This window comes from Telluria sp. GW821-FHT07G12 (genome assembly GCF_059418525.1).
In genome coordinates, this window is the sequence record NZ_JBWKQA010000001.1 from 1,352,918 (window position 1) to 1,372,517 (window position 19,600).

At 64.7% G+C, this 19,600-nt stretch carries 17 protein-coding genes; 5 read left to right on the plus strand and 12 right to left on the minus strand.

Translation table 11 applies throughout. From position 1 onward, the window contains the following. The first annotated feature begins 175 nt into the window (after window positions 1–175). Window positions 176–1,504: an ATP-binding protein gene (locus tag AC07PE_RS06330; protein WP_498762546.1), complete on the plus strand. Its 1,329-nt coding sequence runs from the start codon at window positions 176–178 to the stop codon at window positions 1,502–1,504. Here the strand turns inward: AC07PE_RS06330 and AC07PE_RS06335 are convergent. After that, a complete protein-coding gene (locus AC07PE_RS06335) occupies window positions 1,501–2,454 on the minus strand; it encodes a gamma-glutamyl-gamma-aminobutyrate hydrolase family protein (RefSeq protein WP_498762547.1) in 954 nt (317 codons plus the stop codon). The genes AC07PE_RS06330 and AC07PE_RS06335 overlap by 4 nt on opposite strands. 263 nt (window positions 2,455–2,717) lie before the next feature. On the opposite strand from AC07PE_RS06335, the gene AC07PE_RS06340 reads away from it, so the two are divergent. Both AC07PE_RS06340 and parC read left to right on the plus strand, forming a co-directional pair. Then, window positions 2,718–4,718, plus strand: coding sequence for a DNA topoisomerase IV subunit B (locus AC07PE_RS06340; RefSeq protein WP_498762548.1), 2,001 nt, complete (start codon window positions 2,718–2,720; stop codon window positions 4,716–4,718). Between the two features lie 11 nt (window positions 4,719–4,729). Next, entirely contained in the window at window positions 4,730–7,087 is a 2,358-nt protein-coding gene (parC, locus tag AC07PE_RS06345) for a DNA topoisomerase IV subunit A (RefSeq protein WP_498762549.1), read from the plus strand. A 74-nt stretch (window positions 7,088–7,161) separates the two neighbouring features. On the opposite strand, the gene AC07PE_RS06350 is transcribed toward parC, so the two are convergent. From AC07PE_RS06350 to AC07PE_RS06380, 7 genes are all read right to left on the minus strand, one after another. Further along, window positions 7,162–7,908, minus strand: a complete 747-nt coding sequence (locus AC07PE_RS06350; RefSeq protein ID WP_498762550.1) for a DsbC family protein — start codon at window positions 7,906–7,908, stop codon at window positions 7,162–7,164. Window positions 7,909–7,925: 17 nt separating this feature from the next. Then, window positions 7,926–8,687, minus strand: coding sequence for a lipase secretion chaperone (locus tag AC07PE_RS06355; protein ID WP_498762551.1), 762 nt, complete (start codon window positions 8,685–8,687; stop codon window positions 7,926–7,928). Window positions 8,688–8,691: 4 nt separating this feature from the next. Further along, the gene (locus AC07PE_RS06360) at window positions 8,692–9,198 is read right to left on the minus strand and encodes a nuclear transport factor 2 family protein (RefSeq protein WP_498762552.1); all 507 of its coding nucleotides are present in this window, start codon (window positions 9,196–9,198) and stop codon (window positions 8,692–8,694) included. Between the two features lie 111 nt (window positions 9,199–9,309). Continuing rightward, window positions 9,310–10,248, minus strand: coding sequence for a hypothetical protein (locus AC07PE_RS06365; protein ID WP_498762553.1), 939 nt, complete (start codon window positions 10,246–10,248; stop codon window positions 9,310–9,312). A gap of 536 nt (window positions 10,249–10,784) precedes the next feature. Further along, window positions 10,785–11,393: a hypothetical protein gene (locus AC07PE_RS06370; RefSeq protein WP_498762554.1), complete on the minus strand. Its 609-nt coding sequence runs from the start codon at window positions 11,391–11,393 to the stop codon at window positions 10,785–10,787. 156 nt (window positions 11,394–11,549) lie between these two features. Further along, window positions 11,550–12,134, minus strand: a complete 585-nt coding sequence (locus AC07PE_RS06375; protein ID WP_498762555.1) for a hypothetical protein — start codon at window positions 12,132–12,134, stop codon at window positions 11,550–11,552. Between the two features lie 98 nt (window positions 12,135–12,232). Further along, on the minus strand, window positions 12,233–13,657 hold the full coding sequence (locus tag AC07PE_RS06380; protein ID WP_498762556.1) for an IgA Peptidase M64: 1,425 nt from the start codon (window positions 13,655–13,657) through the stop codon (window positions 12,233–12,235). Between the two features lie 126 nt (window positions 13,658–13,783). Here AC07PE_RS06380 and AC07PE_RS06385 point away from each other — a divergent pair, with 126 nt between their 5' ends. Next, the gene (locus AC07PE_RS06385) at window positions 13,784–14,842 is read left to right on the plus strand and encodes an alpha/beta fold hydrolase (protein WP_498762557.1); all 1,059 of its coding nucleotides are present in this window, start codon (window positions 13,784–13,786) and stop codon (window positions 14,840–14,842) included. A 2-nt stretch (window positions 14,843–14,844) separates the two neighbouring features. Here AC07PE_RS06385 and AC07PE_RS06390 read toward each other — a convergent pair whose 3' ends face one another. From AC07PE_RS06390 to AC07PE_RS06405, 4 genes are all read right to left on the minus strand, one after another. Beyond that, entirely contained in the window at window positions 14,845–15,531 is a 687-nt protein-coding gene (locus AC07PE_RS06390; RefSeq protein ID WP_498762558.1) for a hypothetical protein, read from the minus strand. A 72-nt stretch (window positions 15,532–15,603) separates the two neighbouring features. Beyond that, window positions 15,604–16,842, minus strand: coding sequence for a cyanophycinase (locus tag AC07PE_RS06395; protein ID WP_498762559.1), 1,239 nt, complete (start codon window positions 16,840–16,842; stop codon window positions 15,604–15,606). A gap of 75 nt (window positions 16,843–16,917) precedes the next feature. Beyond that, a complete protein-coding gene (locus AC07PE_RS06400) occupies window positions 16,918–17,295 on the minus strand; it encodes a GNAT family N-acetyltransferase (RefSeq protein ID WP_498762560.1) in 378 nt (125 codons plus the stop codon). A 159-nt stretch (window positions 17,296–17,454) separates the two neighbouring features. Further along, window positions 17,455–18,039: a hypothetical protein gene (locus tag AC07PE_RS06405; protein WP_498762561.1), complete on the minus strand. Its 585-nt coding sequence runs from the start codon at window positions 18,037–18,039 to the stop codon at window positions 17,455–17,457. A 135-nt stretch (window positions 18,040–18,174) separates the two neighbouring features. Between AC07PE_RS06405 and argH the strand changes: the two genes are divergently transcribed. Further along, a complete protein-coding gene (gene argH, locus AC07PE_RS06410; protein WP_498762562.1) occupies window positions 18,175–19,572 on the plus strand; it encodes an argininosuccinate lyase in 1,398 nt (465 codons plus the stop codon). The last annotated feature ends 28 nt before the right edge of the window (window positions 19,573–19,600 follow it).

A 19,600-nucleotide genomic window follows, 5' to 3' on the forward strand; every position in this document is an offset into this window, starting at 1 on the left:
AGCTTCAAACTTGTAAACCGACCAAGGAGGCATCGGGTCTCGGGTGCATAACCGGTCGACTATAGCACTCTTGTAATGAAAAACACGCAAGCTTTTTGACACTTGCCGGCCTTCATAGCGGATAATCCCGGAAATGCCTGAGCCTTTCCCCCAAGAGTTCGCTCCTCTTCATCCTTTGCTGACGGTAAGCGTACGCAGCGAACTCGACGTCATTGCTTCCCGGCTGCGCGCGCGCCAGATCACGAGCTTGTGCGCGTTCGGCCATCACGAGCAGACGCGTATCGCCACAGCGGTGTCCGAACTGGCCAGGAATGCCCTCGTCTACGCTGACGGGGGCAAGGTGCGTTTCTTCGTCGGGCGCCTGGGCGCGCGCCAGGCCCTGGTAGTCACCATCGACGACCAGGGGACGGGCATTGCCGCGCTCGATCGCATCCTGGGCGAAGACGGCGCGTCGCACGGCGCCCTGAGCGGCGGCATCCCGGCCGCGCGCCGCCTGATGGACCGTTGCGAGATCGACACCGGCAGCCACGGCACCCATATCGTGCTGGTAAAAGCCTTTGCGGCGCAGGCGCCGGTGCTGCATGCCGGCGCCATCGACCTCGCCTTGTCGCAGCTGGGTGCGTTGCCGAGCAATGTCGCGCTGTCGGAAGCCAATCAGCAGAACCGTGAGCTGACCGGCGCGCTGGCCGCCTTGCAGGCCAAGCAGGCCGAACTGCTGGAGATGTCCGCCTGCCTGGATCGCACCAACCGCCAGGTCGAGGCCTTGAACGTGCTTCTGAACGAAAAGGCGCAGTCGCTAGTATCGGCCGACCGTCGCAAGGACGAGTTCCTTTCCATCCTCAGCCATGAATTGCGCAGCCCGCTCTCGGCGGTATCGATGGCGGCGCATTTGCTGGAAAACAGTCCCGATAACCCCAACCAGGGCGTCAGGCTCGGCCAGCTCATCAAGCGCCAGACCGGGCACATGAGCCGCATGGTCGAGGACTTGCTGGACGTCTCGCGTGTCAGCCGCGGCCTGGTGTCGATCAGCCGCGCCCCGGTGGACATGCGCGAGGTGGTCGACGCGGCTTTCGAGCAGCACGCACCGGCGGTGCGGGCCAAAGGACATAACGTCAGCCAGCCGGAGGCGCTGCAGGCCTGGACCGTCGAGGGTGACCGTACGCGACTAGTCCAGATCGTCGCCAACCTGCTGGGCAATGCCATCCGCTACACGCCCGACGGCGGCAGGATCGAGCTGAGCATGCAAGCGGACGACGGCTGGCTGCTGATGCGCGTGTCCGACAACGGCATCGGCATTCCGGCGGACCTGATGCCCCATCTCTTCGATTTGTACACCCAGGCGGAACGCTCAACCGACAGCAAGAACAGCGGACTGGGGCTGGGCCTTGCGCTGGTAAAAAGCCTGGTCGAGGCGCATGGCGGCAGCGTGACGGCCAGCAGCGGCGGCGCAGGCTGCGGCAGCCGGTTCGAGGTGCGCCTGAAGCTGACCGGACAACAAAACTAAAGCCGCGTCTCGCGCGCCGCCCGCAGGAATTCATCCAGCACCGGCGTGCAGTCCAGCAGCTCCGTCCCTTTCGCCCGGTGAAACTCCGGATGCCACTGCAGGCCCATCACGAAGGGCGCCCGCTGGTAGCGGATCGCTTCGACGATCCCGTCCGGATCCGACATCGCCTCGATATGGATGTCGCGGCCCAGGTCCTTGACGGCCTGGTGGTGGATGGAGTTTACGATCGGGCGCTTCTGGTCGGGGAACATCTTGCCCAGCGAGGAACCGGACGGGAACACAATGGCGTGGCGGTGGGCGTCGTAGTCTTCGTGCACGTGGGCCTGCGCCTCGGGCACATTGGTCGCCACGTCCTGGTACAGGGTGCCGCCGAAGGCAACGTTGATCAGCTGGCAACCGCGGCAGATGCCCAGCACCGGCTTGCCGGCGTCGACGAACTCATGCAGCAGTTCCAGCTCGTACACGTCGCGCGCGCGGTCGCCGTTCCATTCGGGGCGCGTCGGCGCTTCCGCATAGGTCATCGGCGAGACGTCGGCCCCGCCCTGCAGCACCAGCCCGTCCAGGTGGCGTGCGTAGTGGCGCATGGTGATGTTGGAAGGATGCAGCAGGCCGTTCGTATTCACGGTCGGCACCATGAAGACCAGCACGTCGCGCGACATCACCCATTGCGCGATCGACTCTTCCAGGTATTGCAGGTTCTTGCTACGCAGGCCGACGGAGCCGGGCTCCGGGTGAAAAATGCGGGCCGAGACGCCGATGCGCAGCGTGCGCCGCATGAAGTCGCGGCTGAAGCGGTCGCTGATGGCGCGCCAGCGCGAGCGCAGCACGCGCCCGGCTACGGTCAAGGGTGTATCGCCCTGCCGGAGGTAGCGCGAGCCGCCGCCAGTGGCGCGCCGGTCCGGCACCCGCGGCGGACCTGAACTTTCGCGATTTTCATTGTCCTCTGCCATGAAATAACTATAGCCCTGCCGTAGGCGCGCACGATTCGCCGCATTCGCACATTCTGCAGATTCTGACGATTCAGGGCTTGCAAACTTCCGCACTACAGGCAAAAATACTGTGTTTCCATACAGTGTTGCGCGAGGTACTCTTCCCAAAACGCGCGTAAGCACCGACACTGGCGCCTTTTGCCACGCTTTTACCACGTCCTTTAGCGTCCTTATTGCCGCGCGACAAGATAGAATGCGCAGGCATTCGATTACACAAATACAGCATGGCCACCAAGAAAACCCCAACCGATTACAGCGAATCATCCATCCGGGTCCTCAAGGGACTGGAGCCCGTCAAGCAGCGCCCGGGCATGTACACGCGCACCGAAAACCCGCTGCACATCATCCAGGAAGTGATCGACAACGCCTCGGACGAGGCGCTGGGTGGTCACTGCAAGAACATCGCCGTGACGATGAACCCGGACGGTTCGATCACGGTCGAGGACGACGGCCGCGGCATCCCGGTCGGCATCCACCCCGAAGAAGGCGTCTCGACCGTCGAGATCGTCTTCACGCGTCTGCACGCGGGCGGCAAGTTCGACAAGGGTTCGGGCGGCGCCTATGCCTTCTCGGGCGGCCTGCACGGCGTCGGCGTCTCGGTCACCAACGCGCTGTCGAAGCGCCTCGAAATCACCGTCTGGCGCAAGGACGACCAGGGTAACGGCGTGCACAACCTGGCTTTCGAAGCCGGCGACGTCGTCGAAGCCCTGAGCTCCGCACCGTTTGATCGCGGCGGCAAGAAGAACGGCACCCGCGTCACCGCCTGGCCGGACGGTAAATACTTCGATTCCCCGAACATCCCGATGACCGAGCTGCAGCGCCTGCTGCGCTCGAAAGCCGTGCTGCTGCCGGGCGTGACCGTCACGCTCACCAACGGCAAGACCGGCGACGTCCAGACCTGGCGTTACGACGAAGGACTGCGCGGCTACCTGACCGAAGCGCTGGCCCAGACCGTGGGCCAGGGCCAGACCGTGATCCCGCTGTTCGAAGGCGCGCAATACGCGGCCGCCGGCGACGAAGGCTTTGCCGAAGGCGAAGGCGCGGCCTGGGTCGTGGCCTGGACCGAGGAAGGCGCCGTGGTGCGCGAATCCTACGTCAACCTGATCCCGACGGTCAGCGGCGGCACCCACGAATCCGGCCTGCGCGACGGCCTGTTCGGCGCGGTGAAGAACTTCGTCGAGATGCACTCGCTGCTGCCGAAGGGCGTCAAGCTGCTGCCGGAAGACGTGTTCGCACGCGTCTCGTTCGTGCTGTCGGCCAAGGTGCTGGACCCGCAGTTCCAGGGTCAGACCAAGGAGCGCCTGAACTCGCGCGACGCCGTGAAACTGGTCTCGACCTTCACCAAGCCGCCGCTCGAACTGTGGCTGAACCAGCACGTCGACTACGGCAAGAAGCTGGCCGAACTGGTCATCAAGCAGGCGCAAAGCCGCCTGCGCTCGCTGCAGAAGGTCGAGAAGAAGAAGTCCTCGGGCGTGGCCGTTTTGCCGGGCAAGCTGACCGATTGCGAATCGACCGACATCACCCGCAACGAACTGTTCCTGGTCGAGGGCGACTCGGCGGGCGGTTCCGCCAAGATGGGCCGCGACAAGGAATTCCAGGCCATCCTGCCGCTGCGCGGCAAGGTGCTGAACACCTGGGAGACCGACCGCGACCGCCTGTTCGCCAACAACGAGATCCACGACATCGCGGTGGCGATCGGCGTCGACCCGCATGGCTCAAGCGACAATCCCGACCTGTCCGGCCTGCGCTACGGGAAGATCTGCATCCTCTCCGATGCGGACGTCGACGGCTCGCACATCCAGGTCCTGCTGCTGACCCTGTTCTTCAAGCACTTCCCTGCCCTGTTCCGCAATGGCCACGTGTGCATCGCCCGTCCGCCGCTGTACCGCGTCGACGTGCCGGCGCGCGGCAAGAAGCCGATCCAGAAACTGTATGCGCTGGACGACGGCGAACTGCTGGCGATCGAGGACAAGCTCAAGAAGGAAGGCCTGAAGGAAGGCGTGTGGAGCATCTCCCGCTTCAAGGGCCTGGGCGAGATGAACGCCGAGCAGCTGTGGGAAACCACGATGAATCCGGACACCCGCCGCCTGCTGCCGGTCTCCTTCGGCGACTACAACCTGGCCGAGTCGTCGGCGCGCTTCAACATGCTGATGGGTAAAGGCGAAGCCGCCGCCCGCCGCGCATGGCTGGAAGAGCACGGTAACGAAACCGAAGCGGATATCTGATACGAACGAATATGACTCAAGCAAGCCTTTTTGAACAAATGAATCCGCCCGGCGGCGGCGACAATAACGGCGGCAACGGCGACGACGCCGAAACCCTCACCCTTTCCACCTTCGCCGAGCGCGCCTACCTGGACTACGCGGTCTCGGTCGTGAAGGGCCGCGCGCTGCCGGACGTGTCCGACGGCCAGAAGCCGGTGCAGCGCCGCATCCTGTACGCGATGCACGAGCTGGGCCTGGGCCCGACCGCGAAACCGCGCAAATCCGCGGCCGTGGTCGGCGACGTGCTGGGTAAACTGCACCCGCACGGCGACCAGTCCGTGTACGACGCCCTGGTCCGCATGGCCCAGGACTTCTCGCTGCGCTACCCGCTGATCGACGGCCAGGGCAACTTCGGTTCGCGCGACGGCGACGGCGCCGCGGCGATGCGTTATACCGAAGCCCGCCTGACGCCGATGGCGCGCGTGCTGATGGACGAAATCGACATGGGCACGGTCGATTTCCAGCCGAACTACGACGGCTCGGTCGAGGAACCGCGTACCCTGCCGGCACGCCTGCCGATGGTGCTGCTGAACGGCGCCTCCGGCATCGCGGTCGGCCTGGCCACCGAGATCCCGTCGCACAACCTGCGCGAAGTGGCGGCGGCAGCGGTGGCGATGATCCGCAATCCGAAGATCACCCACGCCGAGCTGATGACCCTGATGCCGGGTCCGGACTACCCGGGCGGCGGCCAGATCATCACGCCGGCCTCGAACATCGCCGACATGTACGCCACCGGCCGCGGCTCCATGAAGGTGCGTGCGCGCTGGAAGATCGAAGAACTGGCGCGCGGCCAGTGGCAGGCGGTCGTCACCGAACTGCCGCCGGGCTGCTCGTCGCAGCGCGTGCTGGAAGAGATCGAGGAACTGACCAACCCGAAGCTCAAGCCGAACAAGAAGACCCTGCTGCCCGAGCAGCTGGCGCTGAAGCAGACCATCCTCGGCGCGCTGGATGCCGTGCGCGACGAATCGGGCCGCGAAGCCCCGGTGCGCCTGGTATTCGAGCCGAAGTCGAAGAACCAGGACCAGGCCGAGTTCATGCTGATGCTGCTGGCCCACACCTCGCTGGAGAGCTCGGCCCCGATCAACCTGGTGATGATCGGCGGCGACGGCCGTCCGCGCCAGAAGGGCCTGACCGAGATCCTGCAGGAATGGATCGACTACCGCTTCGTGACGGTTCGCCGCCGCACCGAGTTCAGGCTGGGCAAGGTCAACGACCGCATCCACATCCTGGAAGGCCGCGAGACCGTCCTGCTGAACATCGATGAAGTCATCGCCATCATCCGTAACTCGGACGAGCCGAAGGCCGCGCTGATCGAGCGTTTCAATCTGTCGGACCGCCAGGCCGAGGACATCCTCGAAATCCGCCTGCGCCAGCTGGCGCGCCTGGAAGCGATCAAGATCCAGCAGGAGCTGGCCGAGCTGCGCGGCGAAAAGGAAAAGCTCGAGGACCTGCTCGAGAATACCTCGAGCATGAAGCGCCTGGTGATCCGCGAGATCGAAGCCGACGCCAAGCAATTCGGCGACGACCGCCGCACCCTGATCGAGGAAGCCCAGAAGGCCGTGCTCGAACAGAAGATCATCGACGAGCCGGTCACCGTGATCGTCTCCGAGAAGGGCTGGGTGCGCGCGCGCACCGGCATCGGCCACGATCCGGCGCAGTTCACCTTCAAGGCCGGCGATTCGCTCGGCTATGCATTCGAATGCCGCACCGTCGACAACCTGCTGTGCATCGGCGACAACGGCAAGGCATATTCGGTGCCGGTGGCGGCGCTGCCGGGTGCGCGCGGCGACGGCGTGCCGATCACGACCCTGGTCGACCTGTCGGGCGGCGGCCGCATCCTGTACTACTTCGCCGGCGCCGCCGACACGCGCCTGCTGCTGTCGACCACCGCCGGCTTCGGCTTCATCGCCAAGGCCGGCGACATGGCCACGCGACTCAAGGGCGGCAAGTCCTTCATCACCCTGGACGACGGCGCCGTGCCGCTGGCCCCGCGCGTGGTGACGGACAATGCCGGCGCGATCGCCTGCCTGTCCGAGAAGGGCCGCGTGCTGGTGTTCGGCATCGACGAAATGAAGGTGCTGACCAACGGCGGCCGCGGCGTGACCCTGATGGAGCTGGAGCCGAAGGAAAGCCTGCTGGCCGCCCAGCCGATCAGCCCGAAAGGCGTGAACGTCAACGGCACCTGGGCCGGCGACAAGCCGCGCACCGTGGAGCTGTTCGGCGTCGGCCTCGAGCCGCACTTCGGCAAGCGGGCGCGCAAGGGCAAGCCGCTGTCGGCCAAGCTCAAGGCCAAGGATCTGGCGATGCGCGTGCTGGGCGAGGCCAGCTAAGGTATACGTGGGCACGGGGTGCCCACCCTACCGACTCGGCCGCTAACCGTAGGGTGGGCACCACGTGCCCACGCTCACCGCTGCGCCTGCCGCAGCCGAGCTTCCAGCGTCGCGGCGTCGAAGCCGCTGCCGCTGCGCGAGCCGTCGGCGAAATAAATCGTCGGCGTCCCCTGCAGGTGCAGCTTGCGGCCCAGCGCCAGCACCTGCTCGTTGGGCGTCACGCAGGCCGCCGGCGCGGCCGGCGCCGGCTTGGCCGCCAGCATCCAGTCCTGCCAGGCCTGGGCGCGGTCGGCGGCGCACCAGATGTTCTTCGATTTCGCCGCCGAATCCTCGGACAGGATATTCATCAGGAAGGTGTAGACCGTCACGTTGTCGATCCCGCGCAGGGTCTCGTGCAGCTTGCGGCAATACGGGCAGTTCGGGTCTTCGAACACCGCCATCACGCGCTGGCCATTGCCCTTCACGGTCTTGATCGCCATGTCGAGCGGCAGATCGGCAAAGCGGACCGCCGCCAGCTCGTCCGCGCGGGCGCGCGTGAGATCCTGCAGCGTCCCCAGGTCGACCACCTTCCCCACGAACATGTAGCGTGCATCGGCGTCCGTGTAGAAGATGTCGCCGCCGCTGCGCACTTCATACAGGCCGCCATACGCGGTCTTGCTGACCGCGTCGACCGTCACATTGCTGCCCATGCGCGGCTCGACCAGCTTGTGCACGCGCGCCTCGTCCGGCGACTCCACCTGCGGCGTGGCCGTGCTTGCGGCTGCCGCTGCGGCGAGGGCGAGTACGCCGAGCGCCCGCGCCCATCCGGTTGTCCATGTCATCGTTCTGCTCCTCGGGTTCATGCGGCCGGGTCGTCCGCCGCCAGCCGGTCCATCAGCTGGGCGGCGCACGACTGCGCCCGTTCGTTGCGGCGCTGTACCAGCATGGCGCCATGCAGGCGGCGCGCGCGCAGTTCGTTCGAATCCACCTCTTCCGCTTCGGCCGGTGCGCGCCCCAGGCGCCAGTCGGCCAGCGCGGTCCGGCACGCCGCGTCTTCCTGCCCGAACCAGGCCTGCGAGACGGCGGCGCCCAGCATCCGCTCGCGCAGCTGGGCGCGCTGATCCTGCCATCCCAGCATCTGCTCGGCCTGGGCCGCGCTCAAGCCAGCCGGATCGGGCTGCACCAGGCGTGCGTTCGCGCGCAGGGCCGCCTCGGCCCGCAGGTAGCGCAGATAATCGCCGGCCAGGCTCTCGGCCTGCGCCAGCGCCGGCTGCTGCAGGCGGCGCCGCAGCAAGGCGCGCAGTTCCTGCTCGCGCGGCGCGCCGTTCTTGAGGTAAGCGTCGAACAGGTGGTGCAGCGCAGAATCGACCGCCAGGCGGCCGGCGGCATCGATCAGCGGCGGCTCGGCCGATACCGCCGCAAAGGCGGCGCCGCCATCCGATGGCGACGCCGGCAACGCGCCCGGGCCGAGCGGACCGTCCCAGGACGCCGCCTTGACCGGCGCGGCGGACGGCGGCTGCGGCCCTTCGTCGCGCAGCCAGGCAACGCCGGCCGCGCCGGCCGCCGCGCACAGCACGCAGGCCAGGCCGAAGCCGAATTTACTGTCCAGCAGGGAAGCCATCGCGCTACATCTTCTTGCGCAGCGACTGCTCGCCCGGCGCGACCGCGCCCGGCACCGCTGCAGCGCCGGCCACGATCGGGGCGGCGTAGCGCACCGACAGCTTCCAGTCGGCGCCGGCGCGCTTCCAGGTATCGACCACGAAGAAGGCTTGCTCGCCCAGCTTCCAGGCGAAGCTCACCACCATCAGCTCGCCGTAATCGTGCGCCGCCATCTGGCCGATCGCCGAGGGCTGGGCCGGCAGCTGGGTCCACGCGTGCAAGGCTTCCTCGCGCGCGGTCGGTACGCCGGGCGCTCCCGCGCTGCGGATCTCGAAGTCGTCGCCGACGATGCGCGCCAGCGCGTCGGCGTCATGGCGCCGGACCGCATCGAGCAAGTCGTTTTCGAGCTTGCTAAAGATCGAGACGTTGCGGGTCGGGACGGGCCCACCGCGGCCGCCGGTCGGCGTTTGCTCGACCGCCATTGCGCTGCCCAGCACTGCGGACAGGCCAAGGAAAATCAGGAATCGTTTCATATGCTTCGACAAAAAAGTACGGACAAAAAGCACACGCGAAGGCAGAGACGGGCTTGGCCGCCTCTGCCTTCTCGTTTACCTGGCTACATCAGCATAGCTTCAGGCAGTCGCTCACGGATACTTCTGCACGCATTTCTGCGTGGTAGCGATCAGCCAGTTCTGCTGTATCAGGTACTTCATCGTGCCGAAGGTCTGGTTGTACTTGGCGCCGTTCGAAGCGGTCGACGTCGTGCCCCAGGTCCAGGCGCACTTGTCGGCGTTTTCCTGGCCGTCGAAGCTGGAGTACCAGGCGTTCAGGTTCGGATCGGTCACCGCCTCTTCCAGCTCGTGGGCCAGCACGCTGGCTGCGCCGTCCGCACCCGGGGTGCCGTTCGGGCTCGGGCTGGTCGCGCCGCAGGCCGATGCACACTGGGTCTCGGCATTGCCGACGAAGGCATACTTGATGTCCTTGCCGCTGACGGTGGTGTGATCGTGCCAGCCGCAGTACTGGGTGCAGAAGCCCGAGGTCGCGGTGGTCGCCTTGTCGGTCAGCACGACGTAGACGCCGTTCGCGTCATTCGGCAGCTTGCCCGAGGTGATCGCGCTGGAGACGATCGAGGCGATGTTCGCGTCGGTCAGCCTGGTGCCCAGTGTGCCGCTGTCGGTGGTGGTACCGGCCAGGGTCACGCTGTTCTGCACGTGCACGTTCGAACCGTTGTAGTAGGTCGTGTTGATATTGAAGTAAGGCGAGCCACCGATGTTCTGGCCGAGGTTGGTCAGCACGTTCTTCGAGGCCGTGTCCCACTGCGAGCCGTACCAGATGTAGTACAGGTTGGTCGGCGCCACCATCACCGGACCGCCGTGGTAGCTCAGGTTGGACGACGGCGCGGCGCGCGAGCTGCCGCCGGCATTGCCGCTCGACGCCTCAGTGGCGACGTTGTCCAGTTCACCGAAACCCTTGCCGGTCGGCTTGAAATGGGAATTTGGCGTTTCTTTGACAGTTTGCGCTTGGGCAGCAAAAGCACATGCGAGGCTGGCAGCGAGCAGGCCAAGTTTGCGGCTGAGTTTCATTGTTTCTCCGTTTCGATCGTTATTAAAATAATGTCGTCCCGAGTCGGGACGTTCCCGTTCCTCCGGCAAGGTTTTTGGCCCGGCGCAGAGACTTACCCGCACGCAGGACGCAAGAGGTCCTGGCGCGCGAATGCCTGGCATGCCGCCTGCGCGATCTCGCAAGCGGTATGAATTCGGTGATACGAAGAGGAAGCTAGCGCGGCGGCAAAGGGACCTGCGCAGGGAGCATGCGGGGAGGGGCGACGACGAGAGGCGAAACGTAAAGCCAAGCTGTGGAACACGACATTGAGACGCCTCCTGTTGAGCTGCTATACATGCCGAAAAAACTTAGTATAGAGCGCAAATGTTGAGCTTTCTAAAACTTCACACAAACCTAACAAAACTATAAAAAAAACAACAGATTTGTGAAAATTGATCAAGATCAATACGTAAATCCTTGCTCCATGCCAGGGGAATTGCAAAATGCAAACGGACCCTTGACGGGTCCGTTTGCGCCGGGTCGTGGCGCCCGGTTGGGCGCCAGCTTCGATCCGAACTTACTTGGCGGCGTCCTTGTGCGCGTCAGCCACAGCCTTGGAAGTCTTCTCGGCAGCCTTGTTCTGGGCCTTGGCCTTGTCGGCATTGGCGTCCACGATCTTCTTCTGGGCCTTCTCGTCAGCCTTGATCATGGTCTCGTGCGCGTCGGCGTTGGCTTCGGCGATCTTCTTCTCGGCCTTGGCCGATGCCTTGGCCTTGTCTTCCGGATCGGCCTTCATCACCTTTTCGTTGGCGTCAGCGATCTTCTTGTCGGCCTTGTGCTGTGCCTTGGCCTTCTTCTCGTTGGCTTTTTGCGTAGCCTTCGAGATCTTCTCGTCCTGCTTCGCGATTTCCTTCGATTCCTTCTCGTTGGCCTTGGCGATGTCCTTGTCGGCCTTGGCATCGCCGGTCGAGCCGGTCTGGCCAGCCATGCCCGAGGTACCGGTCGACTGGGTGCCGACCACGGTGGTGCCTGCTGCCGGGGTCACGGCGGTGCCGGTGGCCGGGGTCATGCTGGTGGCGGTGCTGCCGGCCGGGGCGCCGGTCGAGGAAGTGCTCTGGGCTTGGGTCTGGGCGTACACCGAGGTAGCAAACAGGCCGGCGATCAGGGTAGCGAGCAGTTTATTCATGGTAGTTCTCCTATTCCGTATATGGTGAGACGGCGCGGGTGCGCCATGACTTTTTATTAATTAATTCGAGCTTTCAGAATAGGCCTCGGACACCGCGCGTTCTGTTCGCCAGCGCACGCTGCCCAAGGAAGGCGTGTTAAAAATGTAACAAATTATTCAACGGTTCTCGGTATCGCCGCCGGCTGCGCGGTTGGCTGCCTTGCGCTTCGACTTTTCCTTGGCTTCGGCGCGTTTCTCGATACCTTCCTGTGCCGAATGTGCGGTCTTCAGGCGCGCACCGACAGGTTCCGCGACTTTGCTCGTATTCGATTTGCGGACTTCCTGCTCGGCCCTGGTGCCGGCCTTGCCGCGTCCGCCGGTGGCTTTCGCATCCGCCGCCGTGTTGTTCGGCGCCGTCGTGTTGGTGGCCTGGGCGTTGACGTTGTCCGCCTTCTGCGGATCGACGCCGATCACCGCGGTGCTCTTGCCGGTCACCTGGCCGGCGCTGTTCACGCCCGCCGCCTGCAGGCCGGTGGCGCCATGCGCGCTGCCGGTGGTGGCGCTGCCATCGGTGTGCAAGCCGGTGCCCGAGACGCCGGCGGCGGTCGAGTTATGGCCGGACACCGCCTGGCCGATCGGCGCCGAGTTGGCGGAGCTGCCGGCCTGCTCGCGCGGCTGGGGTTTGGCCTGGGGCGTCTGGGTCTGGGCCTGGGCGGACACCGCCAGCAGGCCGCCGATGAGGATGGCAAGGAGTTTGTTCATGATGATTCCCGTTGCATAAGAATAAGCATCGAGAATAGGAGCCGGCGCTCCCGCCATCTGTTCGGCACCGCACCCTAGGGCGCGATGCCGATGGCGCCTTACCTGGCCGGGCGCGCGTACAGGTCGATGATCTCGCTGATCCCGTCCTGGCATACCGGGCAGAACTGCTCGCTGCGGTCGAACATGATGCACTGCATGGCCGGACGGTAGTAGCCGCTGGCTTCGTAGTTGGCGCCTTCGAAGGCGCTGATCGCCGTGCGGTACTCGGCCTTCGAGAACAGCTCTTTCGTGTGCACCAGGTCTTCCCGGAACAGCGCGCTCATCTCCGATTCCGGACGATTCGCCGCCCGCAGCGCCGCGCGCCGCTTCTGGTACTCGCGCGAATACGCTTCGTATTCCGCCTTCGGCCACGGCGTCGGCAGCGGCGTGCCGGCCTTCACGTGCTGCTTCCACTTCAGCTTGTTCGGGTCGCGCAGCGCGGTCGCATTCGGCTCCCACGGCTCCATGCGCGCGCCGCTCGACTGGTAGGCCACCGGCGATGTGTAGTACTCGTCGGCCAGGCCGGCGAAGTGATGGCCGAACTCGTGCACGAACAGGTAGTTCGCCCAATCATTGCTGGCTGCCGCCGTGCTGAACTGGCCGAAGATGCCGCCGCCGCCATAGGTGTCGTTGTTGACCAGGATTTCGATGAACTCATAGGGCGCGTACTGGGCGATGTCGCGCAGCGCACGATTGTCCAGGGTCAGCACGTAGCGCTCGCTGCCGAAGATGTCGTAGCGCGTGCCCAGTGCCGACGCATGGTGCACGCCAGTCGACGGCCGCGTGATGCCGGACTCCTGGGTCGGCACCGCCATCGCCCAGACATTGAAGTCGTTCGCCCGCTCCTTGAAAGGCGACACTTCGAACAGGTGCTTGGACAGGCGGCGTGCGTCGGCTTCGAATTTCGCCATGTCCTTCTGGGTGTAACCATCGCCCAGGATCAGCAGGTCGACCTTTTGCGGCGAGGGTCCGCTGACTTTGATGGCAATCGGCTTTGCCGGCGCCGGCGGCTGGCTGCGCACGACCTCCTGCGCATTGGTATCGACCTCGACGCTCCAGGCCACCGAGAATTCGTTGCGCTCGTCGCGCTTCAGGATGCGCACGGCAACCTTGCGGTCCGGCTTCGGGAAGCGCACCGATTCGTGGAATCCTCGGCTGAGCTTGTTCGCCTCTTCCGTCGTCTTCCATTCCCCGAAGACGGTCGAGAAATCGCGCGAGTACAAGAGGTCGCCGGTTTTCGCATCCGCCACTTCCAGGCGGTTATTGCCGCGGTTCGTGTTGTCGAAGGGCTGGGACAGATCGCCCGGCCAGGGCAGCGGTTCGATCAGCACGCGCTCGATGGCGTATTGCTCGGAGAGGGCGTTGCCGCTGTGGGTGTAGTCGAGGCGGACGGTGGCGGGTTGCTGGGCCTGGGCGACGCCGGCCGCGGTGATGCAGGTGAAACTAAACAGTGCGGACAGCAGGCGTTTCGAAGCGAGGGACATGATCTTCCTTGCGGCTGAGAATCATCACATTGTAAGCCTGGCTACCGCCGTCCTGTCATTTTCCGCAGGATGACCGGGCCTGATTTCCCGGCAAGAATGGCTGCCATTACCCCATTGGAGTTCGCGATGCCACGTCACGTCCTTGCCGCCCTGCCCTTCCTGTTCATCCAGCTGCCGGCCCAGGCCCAAGCTCCCGTGTCAGGCCTGCTCCCCGACGCTGTCTGCACCAGCGCCAACAATCCCGTCGACGAAAAAGGTTTTGTACGCATCGGCGGCCTGGAGCAATGGGTGCGCATCAAGGGCAGCAGCTGCGCCAATCCGATCCTCTTGCTCGTCCATGGCGGACCGGGCAATCCGACCACGCCCTGGGCCGACAATGTCTATCACGCCTGGGAAAAGGACTTCACCATCGTCCAGTGGGACCAGCGCGGCGCCGGCATGACTTATGGACGCAATCCGCCGGCCGAGGATGAGCCTCTGGTGCTCGAGCGCCTGCGCGACGATGGCGTCGAGGTTGCGCGCTATGCGGCGAAGCGCTTCGGCAAGCGCAAGGTGATTCTGATGGGCGGGTCCTGGAGTTCGGTGCTGGGCGTGCACATGGCGAAATCGAACCCGGAGATGTTTTGCGGCTACGTCAGCAGCGCGCAAGTGGTGGGCAACGCGGTCTCGCAGCGCGGCAGCTACGATGCGACCCTGGCGCTGACGCGCGCGGCCGGCGATGCGGACGCGATCGGGAAGCTGGAAGGCATCGGCCCGCCGCCCTGGACCAATCCGCGCAACCCCGGCATCATGCGCCGGATCATGCGCAAGTACGAGGCGATGCGCACCGAGCCGGCGCCGAAAGCCTGGTGGGCGCCCTCGCCCGAGTACGCCACCGCCAGATACGAAGCCGACTACACGGCCGGCGAGGACTATTCCTGGCTGCAGTTCGTCGGCCTGAAGGGCGACGGCATCGGCTCGAAAATCGATTTGTACAAGCTGGGACCGACGTTCGAGATACCCATCTACATGGTGCAGGGCGAGCAGGACCTGCTGACGATGCCGGAACCCAGCAAGCGCTATTTCGATTTCATCCAGGCGCCGCGCAAGGAATTCGTGCTGGTGCCGCGCGCCGGGCACGACCCGAATCCGCCCATGGTCGATGCGCAGTACCGGCTGCTGAAGAAGATCGGCGACTGCCGCTGAGATCAGGTCTTAGGCTTGTCGACGTGGCCACCGTCGTTTTCGTTAACGACCGCCTCCAGCAGCTTGTTCAAGGACTTCAGGTTGCCGTCGAGGTTGTCGTAGGCGGTGACCATCCGGTACGAAAGCAGGTAGATTTCCTGCGGATTCGCCGTACCCATCTGCGCCCGGCCGATGGTGTCCAGCAAGCGCGGCACATCCATGAAACCCATTGCCCCGTTGTACGTGATACTGCTCGTGTCCCGGATCGCGCCATAGGCCACCGCATAGTTTTCCAGCTGTTCCCGCGTCATCCAGGTGACAGCCTGGTTGGCGACCGCCGCTTCCCATGCCTCGCGGTGCAGTGTGGGCGTGTTCAGGTCCAGGCGCATCATCTCCGCCCATTCCTGTGCATAGCGCTTCATCAGTTCGGCATCGCTGGTCTTCGCACGTATCCCGGCAAGCAGTTGCTCACGTACCTGATGAAGTGTCTGCCGCTTTTTCTCGTTGTGCTCCAGCGCCGCATTCACTTCCTTGATCGTAGCGCGCAGTTCGACGTTCATCTTCTCGGCCGCTTCATGCGCAAGGTGGCGGTGATGCCAGGTCTGCACGCCATGCTCGAGCGCCAGTGCGGTGAGGATACTGATGACGATCATCACGTACTCGCCGCCGAACTCCTTGAATTTCTTCGCTTTGGGGACCTCGAAATGCATGACAAACCAACCTGGAATAGATAAAGAAACAACAATCTATCCCAGTATTTTCTTTTATGCAATTACTTGCGCTTATTTGTACTGGTAGATCGGCCGCCGGATCAGGATCGGCCGGATGTCGAGGCGCAGGTTGTAGATCGAGTAGGCGTCGGTCGAGGCCGAGGAATAGCCGACGCTGTCGGCAGCGCGGGTGAAGCGGAACTCGAAGCCGAGGTCGGGCTGGACGCCGTTCGGGCTGCCGAGGGTGATGCCGATGGCTTCCGGCTGGTCGCTGTCGATCAGCTTACTCATCAGATCGACGACGGTGCTGTTGCCGAGGATGTCGGCGGTGAACAGGGGCTCGCGGTAATACGGCCGCGACGGGTCGAGTTTGCCGTCGGCCTTGTCTTCCGAGGGCGTGAATTCGCGGGTGACGATATTGAAGCGGTCGCCATTGTCGAGGTAGCTGACGCGCACGTTGCTGATGTTGAAAGCGCCCTCGCGCGCGCCGGCGCCGGCCAGGTCGAGCACCAGCGCGCCCTTGTAGCCGATCACTTCGACGTCGCGGTTGGGCAGCACCACCATGGCGGTGTCCTCGTCGATGCCCAGGCCAAGCTTGTAGCCCTTGGCCATCATGGCCGGCAGCATGCGCGCGAAGCGGCCGCGCACCAGCAGGTGCTGGTCGACGAAGACGTCGTCGCCGATGAAGCCGAGGCCTTCCGTGATTTCCTTGCCGTCCTCGACACCCAGCTTGAGCGTGGCCAGCACGGTGCGCGGGCGGCCGAACATGGTGCTGCTCATGATGGCGGCGCCGGCGCTGGTGCCGGCGATCACGCCGCCGCGCCGGTACATGTCCCACAGCGCATCGAGCACGCGGGTATTGCTGCCGTCCTCATGCCGCAGGGCGCTGGTGATGCGGCTCTGGTCGCCGCCGGCGAAGAAGGCGCCGCCGGCGGAACGCACCAGCTCGGCCAGCTTGGGATCGTCGGCCGCGGCGTGGTAATCGCTGCCGGCCAGCTTGACGGCCACCGGCACGAAAAAGGCCTTGGCGCCGTAAGCGTTGAGACGGTCTACCAGGAACTTGCCGGATTTTTCGGGATAGCCCGCGGCGGAGGCGAACACGGCGATGCGCGCATCCTTGCCGCCGGCCAGTTGCAGGATGCGTTCCCAGACCGGGGCGTTACCCGGACGCAGGTTGCCGCCGATGATGACCAGCGATCCCTTGGGCGGCGGCGCGCTGGCAGAGGCCGCGTTTGCCTCCGCGGCCAGGGCGAACTGGAAGCTGGCGAGCGCCAGGCAGGCGAGGACGACACGCAATGCAACCCGGAACATGAGCTCCCTTCCAATCTTGACCGATGGAACAATCGTAAGCCTGATTGCAGAGAGGTGTCGCCGTGTTGAGCCGAGTCAGGTCAGATAAATGTTCGGGGAGTAACGCTCCATCACGGTTTCCGGACGTTGCGGCGCTGTGAATCCAAAGCGCTCGTACAGGCTATGCGAGTCGGTCGTGTTGAGCGTGAAGCGGCGCAAGCCTTGCAGGCTGGGGTGCTCCATGACGACGCGGATCAGCTGCTTCGCATAGCCACGCCCGCGGTATTCGGGGATGACGAAGACGTCGCACAGGTGGGCGAAGGTGGAATAGTCCGTCACCACACGGGCGAAGGCAACCTGGCGGCCATCGAGGTAGCCGCCGAAGCACAGCGAATTTTCGATCGAGCGCTCGACCACGGTACGCGAGATGCCTACCGCCCACGTCGAATTTTCGCTGAGGAAGCGATAAATCATCGGCACGTCCAAGCGCGTGCGATCCGTACTTACCTGGAAATTTGAGTCGTTGGTAGTGTGCATCATGGGCGGCGTGGCTTGGTAACTCTGGTAAAAAAACCAATTCTAGCGCCGTTCGCGGCGCCCGGGCCGATTATCCAATCGTGCGCCGCCCCGGCCTCAATGACCACGCAGGTAACGCTCGGGTAATGGCAGGTGCTCATCCTCGGCGCGCCACAGCACATTCACGATCCACCAGCGCTTGCCGTCGTTGTAGAGCTGAATGCTGTTGATGCCGCGCTGGAAGGGCTTGGCGTCGCCCGCCGCGTGGCGCGATTCATAGGTGCTGAACACGTGCACGATCTGGCCGAAGGTCTCGGTGGTGCGCGCGGCTTCCTTTTCGAAGAAGCCCATGGTGGCGAAGGCTTTGCTGTTGCGCGAGATATAGTCTTCGACACTCATACCGCGCAGCACGAAGTTATTGTCCGGACGGGCGCCGACCGCCATCAGCCGGCCTTCGGGCGCGAACAGCGAGCGCATGCGGTCCCAGTCGCGCGGCTTGCCGGCATCGCCGGAAATCACGTCGTAGAGCGCGGCGACGATGCCGTCGACGCTCTGCACGTCGGCGGCGCGGGCCTGGTAGCTGGATGCCGGTGATGCCGGTGCGGGCGCCGCTGCCGGGGCAGCCGCCGTCTGCGCTTTGGCGCTGTAGACGCCGCCGATGGCGACCGCAATCGCCACTGCCACGAGGGTGAAACGCTTCATGCCTGTCTCCTTGTAATTATTAGAACAGACATCATCCCGCATTTCCGTTTAGAAGTCATCGCCCCAGCTTTGGGGGATCATCCGGTGCACAGTTTATAATCAGGGATCCAAGAATCTCCCACACCCTCCTCCATCATGACCGAACAATTCGCCAAAAAAGCGGAGGCCTGGTCGGCCCGCTTCTCCGAACCCGTCTCCGACCTCGTCAAGCGCTACACCGCCTCGGTGTTCTTCGACAAGCGCCTCGCCCTGTTCGACATCCAGGGCTCGCTGGCCCACGCCGAAATGCTGGCCGCGCAAGGCATCATCAGCGCCGAAGACCGTGCCGAGATCGAGCGCGGCATGGCCCAGATCCGCGGCGAGATCGAAGCCGGCAAGTTCGAGTGGCTGCTCGACCTGGAGGACGTGCACCTGAACATCGAAAAACGCCTGACCGAACTGGTCGGCGACGCCGGCAAGCGCCTGCACACCGGCCGCTCCCGCAACGACCAGGTGGCGACCGACATCCGCCTGTACATGCGCGCCGCCATCGACGACATCCTGGCCCTGCTGAAGGGCCTTCGCAGCGCCCTCACCGATCTGGCCGAGAAGCACGCGGACACCATCATGCCGGGCTTTACCCACCTGCAGGTGGCGCAGCCGGTGACCTTCGGCCACCACCTGCTGGCCTATGTCGAGATGTTCGGCCGCGATGCCGAGCGCATGCAGGACACGCGCCGCCGCGTGAACCGCCTGCCGCTTGGCGCCGCCGCCCTGGCGGGCACCACCTTCCCGATCGACCGCCTGCGCGTGGCCAGGACCCTGGGCTTCGATGACGTATCCCACAACTCGCTCGATGCTGTGTCTGATCGCGACTTTGCGATCGAGTTCACGGCGGCCGCATCGGTCTTGATGATGCACATCTCGCGCATGTCGGAAGAGCTGGTGACCTGGATGAGCCCGCGCGTCGGCTTCATCGACATCGCCGACCGCTTCTGCACCGGCTCGTCGATCATGCCGCAGAAGAAGAACCCGGACGTGCCGGAACTGGCGCGCGGCAAGACCGGCCGTGTCTACGGCCACCTGATGGGCCTGCTGACCTTGATGAAGGGCCAGCCGCTGGCCTACAACAAGGACAACCAGGAAGACAAGGAGCCGCTGTTCGACACCGTCGACACCGTGCTGGACACCCTGCGCATCTTCACCGACATGGCCGCCGGCATTAGCGTGAAAGCCGAGAACATGCGCGCCGCCGCCCTGCAGGGCTACGCCACCGCGACCGACCTCGCCGACTACCTGGTCAAGAAGGGCCTGCCCTTCCGCGACGCCCACGAAGCCGTGGCACATGCGGTGCGCGCCTGCGACGACGCCGGCTGCGACCTGTCCGAGATGGCGCTCGAGCGCCTTCAGGCATTTTCGCCGCTGATCGAGCAGGATGTGTTTGCCGTGCTGACCTTGGAAGGTTCGGTGGCCGCGCGCGACCACGTGGGCGGCACCGCGCCGAACCAGGTGCGCAAGGCCATCGAACGCGTGCGCGGGCAGCTGAAGGACTAAGCGCTACCGGCGCTGCACAAAGAAAAAC